General features: G+C 68.0%; 13 protein-coding genes. 3 read left to right on the top strand and 10 right to left on the bottom strand.

Translation table 11 applies throughout. The annotated features are described in order from the left end of the window. Positions 1-8: 8 nt before the first annotated feature. The 5 genes from rsmG to J2852_RS04490 all read right to left on the bottom strand — a co-directional run bounded on the left by rsmG (position 9) and on the right by J2852_RS04490 (position 4,561). The gene (rsmG, locus tag J2852_RS04470; protein ID WP_209871536.1) at positions 9-638 is read right to left on the bottom strand and encodes a 16S rRNA (guanine(527)-N(7))-methyltransferase RsmG; all 630 of its coding nucleotides are present in this window, start codon (positions 636-638) and stop codon (positions 9-11) included. After that, entirely contained in the window at positions 638-2,506 is a 1,869-nt protein-coding gene (gene mnmG, locus J2852_RS04475; RefSeq protein ID WP_209871539.1) for a tRNA uridine-5-carboxymethylaminomethyl(34) synthesis enzyme MnmG, read from the bottom strand. Before mnmG ends, rsmG begins: the two co-directional genes overlap by 1 nt. An 83-nt stretch (positions 2,507-2,589) precedes the next feature. Further along, positions 2,590-3,921 (bottom strand): tRNA uridine-5-carboxymethylaminomethyl(34) synthesis GTPase MnmE, encoded by a 1,332-nt coding sequence (gene mnmE / locus J2852_RS04480; RefSeq protein WP_209871542.1) that lies wholly within the window; start codon positions 3,919-3,921, stop codon positions 2,590-2,592. Positions 3,922-3,953: 32 nt separating this feature from the next. Beyond that, complete coding sequence (locus J2852_RS04485; protein WP_209871544.1) at positions 3,954-4,313, bottom strand: (2Fe-2S) ferredoxin domain-containing protein; 360 nt, start codon at positions 4,311-4,313, stop codon at positions 3,954-3,956. Then, on the bottom strand, positions 4,310-4,561 hold the full coding sequence (locus J2852_RS04490) for a DUF6489 family protein (RefSeq protein WP_209871547.1): 252 nt from the start codon (positions 4,559-4,561) through the stop codon (positions 4,310-4,312). Before J2852_RS04490 ends, J2852_RS04485 begins: the two co-directional genes overlap by 4 nt. Positions 4,562-4,715: 154 nt before the next feature. Between J2852_RS04490 and J2852_RS04495 the strand changes: the two genes are divergently transcribed. Genes J2852_RS04495 through J2852_RS04505 form a run of 3 tightly spaced genes read left to right on the top strand, consistent with a single transcriptional unit; the run spans position 4,716 to position 8,225 of the window. Next, complete coding sequence (locus tag J2852_RS04495; protein ID WP_209871550.1) at positions 4,716-6,734, top strand: thioredoxin domain-containing protein; 2,019 nt, start codon at positions 4,716-4,718, stop codon at positions 6,732-6,734. A gap of 4 nt (positions 6,735-6,738) precedes the next feature. Continuing rightward, on the top strand, positions 6,739-7,233 hold the full coding sequence (locus tag J2852_RS04500) for a methylated-DNA--[protein]-cysteine S-methyltransferase (protein WP_209871552.1): 495 nt from the start codon (positions 6,739-6,741) through the stop codon (positions 7,231-7,233). Positions 7,234-7,250: 17 nt separating this feature from the next. Continuing rightward, the gene (locus J2852_RS04505; RefSeq protein WP_209871555.1) at positions 7,251-8,225 is read left to right on the top strand and encodes a quinone oxidoreductase family protein; all 975 of its coding nucleotides are present in this window, start codon (positions 7,251-7,253) and stop codon (positions 8,223-8,225) included. 97 nt (positions 8,226-8,322) lie between these two features. On the opposite strand, the gene dnaQ is transcribed toward J2852_RS04505, so the two are convergent. Genes dnaQ through J2852_RS04530 form a run of 5 tightly spaced genes read right to left on the bottom strand, consistent with a single transcriptional unit; the run spans position 8,323 to position 11,942 of the window. Next, positions 8,323-9,003 carry a DNA polymerase III subunit epsilon gene (gene dnaQ / locus J2852_RS04510; RefSeq protein WP_209871557.1) on the bottom strand — a complete coding sequence of 227 codons (681 nt, stop codon included), beginning with the start codon at positions 9,001-9,003 and terminating at the stop codon, positions 8,323-8,325. Continuing rightward, positions 8,996-9,640 (bottom strand): dephospho-CoA kinase, encoded by a 645-nt coding sequence (coaE, locus tag J2852_RS04515; protein WP_209871560.1) that lies wholly within the window; start codon positions 9,638-9,640, stop codon positions 8,996-8,998. Before coaE ends, dnaQ begins: the two co-directional genes overlap by 8 nt. 6 nt (positions 9,641-9,646) lie before the next feature. Beyond that, the gene (locus J2852_RS04520) at positions 9,647-10,501 is read right to left on the bottom strand and encodes a shikimate dehydrogenase (RefSeq protein WP_209871563.1); all 855 of its coding nucleotides are present in this window, start codon (positions 10,499-10,501) and stop codon (positions 9,647-9,649) included. Beyond that, complete coding sequence (locus J2852_RS04525; protein WP_343206679.1) at positions 10,498-11,106, bottom strand: Maf family protein; 609 nt, start codon at positions 11,104-11,106, stop codon at positions 10,498-10,500. Before J2852_RS04525 ends, J2852_RS04520 begins: the two co-directional genes overlap by 4 nt. Further along, entirely contained in the window at positions 11,103-11,942 is an 840-nt protein-coding gene (locus J2852_RS04530; RefSeq protein WP_209871566.1) for a pyruvate, water dikinase regulatory protein, read from the bottom strand. The genes J2852_RS04525 and J2852_RS04530 overlap by 4 nt, the downstream gene beginning before the upstream one ends. Between the last annotated feature and the right edge of the window lie 109 nt (positions 11,943-12,051).

A 12,051-nucleotide genomic window follows, 5' to 3' on the forward strand; every position in this document is an offset into this window, starting at 1 on the left:
TCGCGGTCTTAGACACGGTCGATACCACTCACACGCAGGATGGTTCCGGTGGGGTCGGTGCGGCTGTCAAAACGCTCGGTCCGCATCTTCCAATATTTGGTGGTATCGGTCAATTCTTCCTCCACATTTTGGCCTTTGGGGAAGATGCCGACACCGCGGTTTCCGATGAACGGATGCGCCCAGGACAACAGGTCGGACAGGGGGGCGAGGGCGCGCGCGCTGACCACATCGGCGGCGATGGGCGGGACCGCCTCGATCCGCTTGTTGTGCACCGTCACACGCGTGTCGGCGGCCCTTGCGGCCTCACGCAGAAAGGCGCATTTGCGGGCGTCGCTCTCGATCATGTGCACCTCGGGGACGCCCATGATGGCGAGCACGAGACCGGGAAAGCCGGCCCCGCTGCCGAGATCGACAAGGACGCGGGCCGACTCCGGGATCACCGGGAACAGCTGGGCCGAGTCCAGAAAATGCCGGCGCCAGGAGTCGGGGAGGGTGGACGGTCCGACGAGGTTGATCTTCGGCTGCCACTTGCGCAGCGTGGCCTCATAAGCGGCGAGACGATCCAGCGTTTCACGTGAAACACCGGTCACCTCCTGAAACGCCGCAGCATCGAAACTGTGATCGTTGAGAGAGGCCATCAAACCGCCACCTTCTCGTCGCGCCGCTTCACGTGGCGGAGCAGGGCGACCAGAGCCGCCGGGGTCATACCGGGAATACGCGCGGCCGCACCCAGCGTTGCCGGACGCGACTGCCGCAGCTTCTGCCGGATCTCGGCGGACAGGCTGCCGATGGCGTCCGGGTCGAGATCGTCGGGAAGCTCCAGCGCCTCGTCCTTGCGGAAGGCGCGGATGTCCGCTTCCTGGCGGTCGAGATAGCCGGCGTACTTGCCGTCGATCTCCAACTGCTCAGCAATGTCCGCCGGGATTTCGCTCAACTCCGGCCAGAGACGGGAGAGGGCCGCGAGGTCCAGATCCGGGTAGCGCAGCAGGTCGGCGGCGGTCCGGCGCACGCCGTCCTGGTTGACCGGGAGGCCCTGGCGCAGCAACTCGGCCGGCGTCGCTTGCAGCGACCGAACCAAGTCACGCGACGCTTCGAGCGCGGCGGCCTTGGCCGTGTAGGCATCCCGGCGCACCGAACCCACGCAGCCGATGGCGAGGCCCTTCGCGGTCAGCCGCTGGTCGGCGTTGTCGGCACGCAGCAGAAGCCGGTATTCGGCGCGCGAGGTGAACATGCGGTAGGGCTCGTTGGTGCCCCGGCTAATGAGGTCATCGATCAGCACCCCAATATAGGCGTCGGCACGGTCGAGCACGAAACCTTGCGCCGAACCACCGGCCGACAGCGCGGCGTTGATGCCGGCCATCAAGCCCTGGGCCGCCGCTTCCTCGTACCCCGTCGTCCCGTTGATCTGGCCGGCAAAGAACAGGCGCGCGACGCGCCGCGTCTCCAGCGTCGGCTTCAGCTCGCGCGGATCGACGAAGTCGTATTCGATGGCGTAGCCGGGGCGGACCATCTCCGTCCGCTCCAAACCCGGCATGCTCTTCAGAATGCCGAGCTGGACGTCACGGGGCAGGGAGGTCGAGATGCCGTTCGGGTAAACGGTGTCGTCGTCCAGCCCTTCGGGCTCCAGGAAGATCTGATGGCGCTCCTTGTCGGCGAAGCGAACCACCTTGTCCTCAATGGACGGGCAATAGCGCGGGCCGGTGCTCTGGATCTGGCCGGAGTACATCGGCGCGCGGTGCAGGTTCGCGCGGATCAGCGCGTGCGCCTCCGGCGTCGTCCAGGTGATCGCACAGTCGATCTGCGGCGTGTCAATCCGGTCGGTCAGATAGGAGAAGGGCGGCGGCGGCACGTCGCCCGGCTGCTTCTCCAGCGCGTCCCAGTCGATGGTCTTGCCGTCGAGGCGGGGCGGGGTGCCGGTTTTCAGCCGACCGAGCGGGAAGCCGAAGCGGGCCAGCGTGTTGGACAGGCCGAGAGACGGCGCCTCGCCGACACGGCCGGCCGGGATGGTTTCCTCGCCGATGTGGATCAGGCCGCGCAGGAAGGTGCCGGTGGTCAGCACCACCGCACCGGTGCCAATGGTCTCGCCGGCCCCGGTCACGACACCGCAAACACGCCCGTTGCCGTCGATGGTCAGATCCTCGGCGCCGCCCGCCGCGACGGTCAGGTTCTCCTGCTCCGCCAGAATGGCCTGCATGGCCTGACGGTACAGCTTGCGGTCGGCCTGGGCGCGCGGACCACGGACGGCGGGGCCTTTGCTCCGGTTCAGGATCCGGAACTGGATGCCGCCACGGTCGATGGCGCGGGCCATGACGCCGTCCAGCGCGTCAATCTCGCGCACGAGATGCCCCTTCGCCAACCCGCCGATAGCCGGGTTGCACGACATCTCGCCGATGGTTTCGACCTTATGGGTGAGGAGCAGCGTGCGCGCACCCATGCGCGCCGCCGCCGCCGCAGCCTCGCATCCGGCGTGGCCGCCGCCGACAACAATGACGTCGAATGTTCGCATAGGGCGGAAGATAGCGGAGTCATCCGCTTACGCCAAGCATGGTGACGCGCATCAGCCGTGTTTCACGTGAAACACGGGCCTGTTCACTTGCCGATGCAGAAATCCCGGAAGATCACATCCAGCAGATCCTCCACGTCCACCCGGCCGGTGATGCGGCCAAGCGCTCGGCTGGCAAGGCGGACATCTTCGGCCATCAGCTCCGGAAGGGGAGCCATCAGCGCGCGGCGCAACGCATCGCGACACTCTTCCAAGGCGGAGCGGTGGCGGGCGCGGGTCAGGGCCGGGACACCGCTTCCGGCCAGACGGTCCGCGCTAAATGCTGTCAAACGCTCTTCCAGCGCCGGCAGCCCGACCCCCGTGCGCGCCGAAACCGCAATGGCCGGAACGCCGGCAACCACCGGCGGGGTAGCATCCACCACGTCCGTCTTGTTCAGCACGACGACCGTGTCGGCATCCACCAGAGCCAGCGTGGCCGGATCCAGGGTGGGCAGATCGGTCGCGTCGAACACGGCGATTTTCACATCGGCCTTAGCCGCGCGGTCGAGGGCACGACGGATGCCTTCCTCCTCCACCTCGTCGGCGGCGGCTTCGCGCAGACCCGCCGTGTCGGCCAGGACAACCGGATAGCCGCCCAGGTCCAGATGCACTTCGATCACGTCGCGGGTGGTGCCAGCGCGGGCCGACACGATGGCGGCCTCCCGCCGGGCAAGCGCGTTCAGCAGGCTGGACTTGCCGGCGTTCGGTGCGCCGACGATGGCAATGTGCAGCCCTTCGCGCAGGCGTTCGCCTCGGCCCTTATCGTCCAGGTGGGCGTCGATCTCGCGGGCGAGCGCTTCGAGGACAGGGCGCGCGGCGTCCGACACGCCGGATGGCAGATCCTCGTCCGGGAAGTCGATGTCCGCCTCGATGTGGGCGAGGGACCGGGTCAGGCGTTCCCGCCAGCCGTCGTAGAGCTTCCCAAGCGCGCCTTCCATCTGCCGCAGAGCCTGCCGGCGTTGCGCGGCGGTCTCCGCGTCCACAAGGTCGGCAACCGCTTCGGCTTCGGTCAGGTCGAGCTTGCCGTTCTCGAAGGCGCGGCGGGTGAACTCGCCGGGTTCGGCGACGCGAAGGCCGGGCTGAGAGGACAACGCCTCGACCACACCCGCGACCACGGCGCGCCCGCCGTGCAGGTGCAGTTCCACCACGTCCTCCCCGGTAAAGCTGCGCGGGGCGGTGAAGTAGAGGACGAGAGCGTCGTCCAGCACCTCGCCGGTCTTCGGGTTGCGAAGCTTGGCGAGGGTGGCCTCGCGGGGACGGGGCAGGGGTCGGCCGGTCAGGGCGCTCAGCGCCGCTCCGGACGCGGGGCCTGAAACGCGAACCACCGCCACACCGGCGCGGCCGGGGGCGGTGGCAAGGGCGAAGATGGTCGCGGTCATGTCGGATGCTTGGGGTGGATGCTTGGACGCGCTCAGCCGACCTGTTCCGGCGTCAGCGTCTTCTGGTCCGGGGCCAGCATCAGACGCTCGACCCGGCCGCCCTTTACAAGGTGCTTGTCCAGGATTTCGTCGATGTCGGCGGGGGAGCGGAAGGTGTACCAGATGCCCTCCGGATAGACGACCAGGGTCGGCCCAAGCTCACAGCGGTCGAGGCAGCCGGCGGAGTTGATGCGCACCTTGCCGTCCAGGCCCAGTTCACGGGCGCGGGCCTTCATGTAGTCGCGCAGCTTTTCGGATCCCTTGGCGGCGCAGGAGCCGCGCTTGTGCCCTTCGGGGCGGAGGTTCGTGCAGCAGAAGACGTGGGCTTCGAAGTAGGGCTTCGGATCGGTCACTTTCTTCCATCCTGTCCCATGGCCGCGGCCAGCTGGGTCCAAAACATTTTCTGAAGCTGCTCCATCCCCTGGATCCCGGCTGGAAGCCACGTCTTCATCACCGTCTCGGGGTCCATCGCGTGCAGGCTGGCCCGCATGCGGTCCTCGATTTCCTGCATCATGGCGTCCTGCATCGGCTTGACGTCCGGCAGGCCAAGGAAGTGGCGCGCCTCTTCCGGCGTGCAATCGATGTCGATGGTGATCTTCATGGCCCCATTCCCTTTGGAAAGCGCGCGGGTCGCAGGAATTTAGGGTTGAGCGCCGCTTCGGCTCATGTCCCACTATACAGATAGGAAGCCCTGGCGCAACGCCACCACCGCGCCAGTTTACTCCGTGACGAATCAGCGAACGGAAACGCGCCGCATGTCCGCCAATCTGCTTGGTCAGGAAACCAGCCCCTACCTGCTTCAGCACAAGGACAACCCGGTGCATTGGATGCCCTGGGGCACGGAGGCGTTCGAGCGCGCCAAGCGGGAGAACAAGCCGGTGCTGCTGTCGGTCGGCTACGCCGCCTGCCACTGGTGCCACGTCATGGCGCACGAGAGCTTCGAGAATCCCGAGATCGCCGACCTGATGAACACGCTGTTCGTGAACATCAAGGTGGACCGGGAGGAGCGGCCGGACGTCGATCAGATCTACCAGTCGGCCCTGGCGCTGCTGGGACAGCAGGGCGGGTGGCCGCTGACCATGTTCCTGACCCCGGACGCCGAGCCGTTCTGGGGCGGCACCTATTTCCCGCCGAGCGCCCGCTACGGACGCCCCGGCTTCCCCGACGTGCTGCAGGGCGTGGCCGAGACCTACCGGAGCAAGCCGGAGAATGTCGCCCAGAACGTCACCGCCCTGAAGGACGCGCTGGGCAAGCTGGCGGAGAACAAGGCGGCCGGCGCCATCGACATCGCCGTGATCGACCATGTCGCCGAACGGCTGGCCCGCGAGGTCGATCCCTTCCACGGCGGCATCGGCAGCGCGCCGAAGTTCCCGCAGGTTCCCATCTTCGAACTGTTCTGGCGCGCCTGGCAGCGGACGGGAAGGGAGCCGTATCGGCAGGCGGTGCTGAACACGCTGGCGCACATGAGCCAAGGCGGCATCTACGACCATCTGGGCGGCGGCTTCGCGCGCTACTCCGTGGACGAGATGTGGCTGGTCCCGCATTTCGAGAAGATGCTCTACGACAACGCCGAGCTTCTCGACCTGCTGACCCTGGTCTGGCAGGAGACGCGCGAGCCCCTGTTCGAGGCGCGCATCCGCGAGACGGTCGGCTGGCTGCTGCGCGAGATGATCGCGGAGGGCGGCGCCTTCGCCGCGACCCTGGACGCCGACAGCGAGGGCGAGGAGGGCCTCTTCTACATCTGGAACGAGGAGGAGGTCGACCGGCTGCTCGGCCCCGACGCGGCGATCTTCAAGCGGGCTTACGGCGTGACGCCGAACGGCAACTGGGAAGGGGTGACGATCCTCAACCGCCTGCACCAGATCGCCCAGCTGGACGACGCGACCGAGGCCAAGCTGGCCGAGTGCCGCGCGGTGCTGTGGCGTGAGCGGGAGAAGCGCGTTCGGCCGGGCTGGGACGACAAGGTGCTCGCCGACTGGAACGGGCTGATGATCGCGGCGCTCGCCCACGCCGGGCTGGCGCTCGATGAGCCCACCTGGATCGCGGCGGCGGAGCGCGCCTTCGCCTTCGTGCGCGACCACATGACCGAAGGCGGGCGCCTGCTGCACAGCTGGCGGGCGGGGCAGTTGAAGCACCGGGCGACGCTGGACGACTACGCCCACATGGCGCGGGCGGCCCTGGCGCTGCACGAGGCGACCGGCGACAAGGCGTTTCTCGACCAGACGCGGGTTTGGGTCCAGGTGCTGGATGAGCGTTTCTGGGATGCCCAGGCCGGCGGCTATTTCTACACGGCCGACGACGCGACGGACCTGATCGTACGGACCAAGTCGGCGCACGACAGCGCCATCCCCAGCGGCAACGGCACGATGCTGGCCGTGCTGACCACGCTCTATCACCGCACCGGGGAGGAGGTGTACCGGACCCGCGCCGACGCCCTGGTGACCGCCTTCTCCGGCGAACTGAGCCGCAACTTCTTCCCGCTGCCGACCTTCCTCAACGCCGTGGAGCTTTTGCAGAACGCGCTTCAGATCGTCATCGTCGGCGATCCAAAGAACGCCGATACGGCCGCGCTGCGCCGGGCGGTGCTGAACCGGTCGCTGCCCAACCGCATCCTTTCCGTCGTACCGCCGGGGACCGATTTGCCGGCCAGCCACCCGGCCTGCGGGAAGGGGATGCAGAATGGGACGGCCACCGCCTATGTCTGCATGGGCATGACCTGCTCGCCTCCGGTGACCTCGGCCGAGGCCCTGGGCAACGCGCTGGAACGGAGGTGAATGGATGGGACGCCTGACCGTCGAGAGCCCGCTGGGCCTGCTGACGCTGACCAGCGCCGATGGCGCCGTGGTGGCGCTGGACTGGGGGCGACAGGGCGAAGACGCACCCGACGCGGTGCTGGAGTCGGCGGCGCGGCAGCTCGACGACTACTTCGCCGGCCGGATCCGGGACTTCGACGTGCCCCTGGCGCCGCGTGGCACAGCCTTCCGGCAGAAGGTGTGGGCGGCGATGCAGGCGATCCCCTACGGGCGCGTTGCCACCTACGGCGACATCGCCCGTGCGCTGGACACCGCCGCGCGCGCGGTGGGCGGTGCCTGCGGGGCGAACCCGATCCCCGTCATCATTCCCTGTCATCGGGTGGTCGGGGGCGGCGGTGCGCCGGGCGGCTATTCCGGCTTCGGCGGGCTGGAGACCAAGGATTGGCTGCTGCGGCATGAGCGCCGGCAGCTGGTGACAGCCGATACGGCCGGGGCTACGCTGGCTCTTCACGAGACATAATCAGGGAAGGGACCATCATGGTTCACGCGATCCGCATCCACGAGTACGGCGGACCCGAAGCGCTGCGCTGGGAAGAGGTCGAGGTTGGCGAGCCCGGCCCCGGTCAGGTGCGCATCCGCCAGACCGCCGTCGGACTGAACTACATCGACACCTATCACCGCTCCGGCCTCTACAAACTGCCGCAGCTGCCCGCCGTGATCGGCACGGAAGGGGCCGGCGTGGTCGAGGCGGTCGGGCCGGACGTCACGACGCTGAAGCCCGGTGACCGCGTCGGCTACGCCGGTCCCATTGGTGCCTACACCGAATCCCGTCTGGTGCCGGCCGACCGGCTGATCCCGCTGCCGAGCTGGATCGAGGATCGGCAGGCCGCCGCCATGCTGCTGCAGGGCATGACCGCGCAGTTCCTGCTGCGCTCCACCTACGTGGTGCAGCCGGGCGACACGATCCTGGTCCAGGCCGCGGCGGGCGGCGTCGGCCTGCTGCTGTGCCAGTGGGCCAAGCATCTGGGCGCCACCGTCATCGGCACGGTCAGCAGCGACGAGAAGGCGGAGTTGGCCAAGGCGCACGGCTGCGACCACGCCATCGTCTACACCCGCGAGAATTTCGTGCAGCGGGTGAAGGACCTCACGGACGGGCAGGGCGTGCCGGTCGTCTACGACGGCGTCGGCAAGACCACCTTCATGGACAGCCTGGATTGCCTGCGCCCGCGCGGCTTCATGGTGCTGTTCGGGGCCGCGTCCGGGCCGGTGCCGCCGCTCGACCTGCAAGTGCTGGCGGCGAAAGGCTCGCTCTACGTCACGCGCCCGACGCTGTTCACCTACATCGCCAAGCGCGACGACCTGATGTCCAGCGCGGCCGACCTGTTCGAAGTGGTGCACGCCGGTGGCGTGAAGGTCGAGGTGCGGCAGACCTTCCCGCTGCGCGACGCGGCGGAAGCGCACCGGGCGCTGGAAGCCCGTGCGACCACGGGCTCCACGGTTCTGTTGCCGTAAGGGGGATTGTTGGGTTTCGCTTTGCTCAACCCAACCTACGGCACCGTTCGTAGTTCGTAGGTTGGGTTGAGGCGCAGCCGAAACCCAACGTCGAGGGTTACTCCGCGACCCAGAGCGGGTTCTTCAGCTTCTTGAGGAGTTCGGCGTGGGCCGCCAGCTCCTCCTCGCTCGGGGCATGGGGGCGAGCTTCGCGGAAGGGGCGGTCGATGCGGATGCTCGCCACTCCTCCCTTGGCCGTCGGGCCGGCGGCCAGCTCCAGGCCCGCCTGACGGCCGCCAAGCAGTTCCAGATAGACTTCCGCCAGCAGCTGGGCGTCGAGCAACGCGCCGTGGTAGGTGCGGCTGGAGTTGTCCACACCGAAGCGTTTGCAGAGCGCGTCCAGGGTGGCCGGGGCGCCGGGGAACTTCTGCCGCGCCATCAGCAGCGTGTCGATGGCCCGGTCCTTCGGCATCACCGGATAGCCGGCGATCTTCAGTTCCCAGTTCAGGAAGGCCATATCGAAGGCGGCGTTGTGGATCACCAGCGGCGCGTCGCCGATGAAGGCCACGAACTCCGCGACCACGTCGTTGAACACCGGCTTGTCGGCCAGAAACTCCGTGGTCAAGCCGTGCACCGCCGCCGCGTCGGCCGGCACGTCGCGTTCCGGGTTGATGTAGACGTGGAAGTTCCGGCCGGTCGCGAGATGGTTGACCAGCTCGACGCAGCCGATTTCGACGAGCCGGTGCCCTTCCTCGGGCTTGAAGCCCGTGGTTTCCGTATCGAGCACGATCTCACGCATGCACCACCTGTCCCGGCTGATAGCCCCGCGGCGGCCATTGCCGGCCACGAAGACGTTTCGCTTTCGCAATTATTTCCCGCAGAGCCCTTCTTGTGCTTAGGCGCCCGTCGCCTGTGTTGACGACGAAATCGGCGCGCCGCCGCTTCTCCACGTCGGGCATCTGGCGGGCCAGAATACCCGCGAACTTCTCCGGCGTCATGCCCGGCCGCGCGAGGACCCGTGCCTTTTGCACCAGAAAGGGGGCGGTGACGACGATGGTCCGGTCCACCCGGCGGTCGCCGCCCGTTTCGAAGAGAAGGGGGATATCCAGCACCGCGAGCTTCACCCGGCGCTGCGCGGCCTTGCGGAGGAAAGCGCGCTGCGCCTCGTGAACCTTGGGGTGGAGGATCGCTTCCAGACGCTTCAGCGCCTCCGGGTTGTCGAAGACGGCGGCGCCCAGCGCGCGGCGGTCCACCGCGCCGTCGCGGACCACACCGGAAAAGGCCGCGTCGATGGCCGGCACGGCGGCACCACCCTTGCCGAGCAGCTTATGAACCACCGCGTCGGAATCGCAGACCGGCGCACCCATGGCGGCCAGCATCCGAGCGGCGGTGCTCTTGCCCATGCCGATGGAGCCGGTGAGGCCCAGCACGATCATCGCGGTTCAGTCCTGAAGAACGAAACGCTTCAATTCGTCAGTCACCTCCGGCTGCGTGCCGAACCACGCGGCGAAGCCGGGGCGCGCCTGGTGCAGCAGCATGCCGACGCCGTCCACCACGCGGTTGCCGCGCGCCTGCGCCGCCGTCAGCAGCGGGGTCAGCAGCGGCGTGTAGACGATGTCGGTCACCACCGCCGAGGCGGGCAGGGCGGCGAGATCCAGATCGAGCGCGGGCTGGCCGACCATGCCCTGGGTCGTGGTGTTCACCACCAGGGCCGCGCCCTCCAGCAATGTTTCACGTGAAACCCAATCGGCGACCTCGATTGCGCCGCCCCCCACTTTGTTGCCGATATCTCCGGCGAGTTCCTCCGCCCGCTCCCGCGTGCGGTTGACCAGCCAAACGAGCGGGGCACCCTCGTCGAGAAGGGAGGCGACGACGGCACGGGCGGCGCCACCGGCACCGATCACCACCGCCGGGCCATCGGACGCCTTCCAACCCGGCGCGCCGCTTTTCAGGTTTTCGATGAAGCCAAACCCATCGGTGTTGCGGCCCTCCAGCGAGCCGTCCTCCTGCACGACGATGGTGTTCACCGCACCCATGCGCTTCGCGGTGGCGTCCAGTCGGTCCACGGTGCGGTAGGCGGCTTCCTTGTGCGGGACGGTGACGTTGCAGCCACGGAAGCCAAGAGCGGGCAGGGCGCGGATCGCCTCTTCCACCCGATCCGGCGGCACGGCCAGCGGCACATAGGCGCCGTCGATCCTGTAGCGGTCGAGCCAATAGCCGTGCAGGCGGGGAGAGCGCGAATGTCCGACCGGCCAGCCCATGACGCCGGCCAGCTTTGCCTTGCCGCTGAGAATCATTCCGTGATCACCCCATGCACCCGCAGGAACCCGAGCACCGGCAACAGCGGCAGCCCGAGGATCGTGAAGAAGTCGCCATCCACCCGATGGAACAGCTGCGCGCCCAGCCCTTCCAGCTGGTAGGCGCCGACCGAATGCAGCACGTCGTCGCCGGCACTGTCCAGATACTCCTCCAGGAAGGCGTCGCTGAAGTTCCGCATGGTCAGCCGCGCCCGGTCGATCTGGTGCCAGATCCGCTCACCGTCGCGCACGATGACCGCGCAGCTGATGAGACGGTGCGTCTTGCCGCGCAGGGCCTTCAACTGCTCACGCGCGCCGTCCCGGCCCGTGGGCTTGTCGAACCACGCGCCCTCGCATTCCAGCATCTGGTCGGCGCCGATGACCAGCGCGCCGGGATGGCGGCGGGTCACGCGCTGCGCCTTCAGCTCGGCCAGCGCCTCGGCGACCTCGTCCACGCCGATGCCCTCGGCGCGGGCGGCGAGCTTCACCTCCTCCTCGTCCACGATCGCGGGGTCGAGCGACACGCGCACGCCGGCCCGCTCCAGCATCGCCGCGCGGGTCTTGGAGCCGGACGCCAGAACGACCTTAGGACCGGCGCCAGTCACGACGGCGTCCCTCCGCCGGGCAGGGCGCCGCTCTGACGGCGGGCCAGCAGCATCATGATCTCGGCGGCCGTCTCCTCAATGGACCGGCGCGACACGTCGATCACCGGCCAGCCATGGCGGCTGAACATGCGGCGAGCGTCGGTCACCTCGGTCCGCACCACCTCCGGATCGACGTAGGTCGAGGACTCGTTCTGGTTCAGCAGCTTCAAACGATTGCGGCGGATCTGGACGAGGCGGTCCGGATCCTTGGTCAGGCCGACGATCAGCGGGCGCGTCACCTTCTCGATTTCCGGCGGCAGGGGACAGCCGGGCACGATCGGGATGTTCGCGGCCTTGATGCCCCGGTTCGCCAGATAGATGCAGGTCGGCGTCTTGGAGGTGCGCGATACGCCCATCAGGATTACGTCGGCCTCGTGCAGGTCCCAGCTCGACTGGCCGTCGTCGTGCGACAGGGCGAAGTCCATCGCGTCCATGCGCCCGAAATACTCTGCGTCCAGGGCGTGCTGGCGGCCGGGCTGGCGCTGGGACTCCACGCCCAGGAAGGCGGCGAGCGCGTTGATCAGCGGATCCAGCACGGGAATGCAGGGCACCTGCACCTCGCGGCAGAAATCCTGCAGGCGGCGGCGCAGCGGTTCGTCCACCAACGTGAACATCACCAGCCCCGGATGCTCCTTGATGCCTTCCAGCACCATGTCAAGCTGTCGGTCGGTGCGCACGAGGTTCCAGAAATGCTCAACCGGGCGCACGTCGTCGAACTGGATGACGCAGGCGCGCGCCACGCTGTTGATCGTTTCGCCGGTCGCATCCGACACAAGATGCAGATGGAACTGTCTCATCCGTCCCCAATGTGTTGTGGAGAACCCGGTCCAAAACTGTGGACAAACAGGTGCCCTCTGATTCCATCCCCGGCGGCGGGACTCACCACCCCCGTTCCAGCCCCCTTCG

It is taken from the genome of Azospirillum soli (assembly GCF_017876165.1).
Lineage (GTDB): Bacteria > Pseudomonadota > Alphaproteobacteria > Azospirillales > Azospirillaceae > Azospirillum > Azospirillum soli.

Bases quoted from the DNA above. Each gene is read 5' to 3' on its own strand.
- J2852_RS04490 (WP_209871547.1), bottom strand. From the start codon at position 4,561: ATGAAGATCACCATCGACATCGATTGCACGCCGGAAGAGGCGCGCCAC.
- mnmE (WP_209871542.1), bottom strand. From the start codon at position 3,921: ATGACCGCGACCATCTTCGCCCTTGCCACCGCCCCCGGCCGCGCCGGT.
- mnmG (WP_209871539.1), bottom strand. From the start codon at position 2,506: ATGCGAACATTCGACGTCATTGTTGTCGGCGGCGGCCACGCCGGATGC.
- J2852_RS04530 (WP_209871566.1), bottom strand. From the start codon at position 11,942: ATGAGACAGTTCCATCTGCATCTTGTGTCGGATGCGACCGGCGAAACG.
- rsmG (WP_209871536.1), bottom strand. From the start codon at position 638: ATGGCCTCTCTCAACGATCACAGTTTCGATGCTGCGGCGTTTCAGGAG.
- J2852_RS04520 (WP_209871563.1), bottom strand. From the start codon at position 10,501: ATGATTCTCAGCGGCAAGGCAAAGCTGGCCGGCGTCATGGGCTGGCCG.
- J2852_RS04505 (WP_209871555.1), top strand. From the start codon at position 7,251: ATGGTTCACGCGATCCGCATCCACGAGTACGGCGGACCCGAAGCGCTG.
- dnaQ (WP_209871557.1), bottom strand. From the start codon at position 9,003: ATGCGTGAGATCGTGCTCGATACGGAAACCACGGGCTTCAAGCCCGAG.
- J2852_RS04495 (WP_209871550.1), top strand. From the start codon at position 4,716: ATGTCCGCCAATCTGCTTGGTCAGGAAACCAGCCCCTACCTGCTTCAG.
- coaE (WP_209871560.1), bottom strand. From the start codon at position 9,640: ATGATCGTGCTGGGCCTCACCGGCTCCATCGGCATGGGCAAGAGCACC.
- J2852_RS04500 (WP_209871552.1), top strand. From the start codon at position 6,739: ATGGGACGCCTGACCGTCGAGAGCCCGCTGGGCCTGCTGACGCTGACC.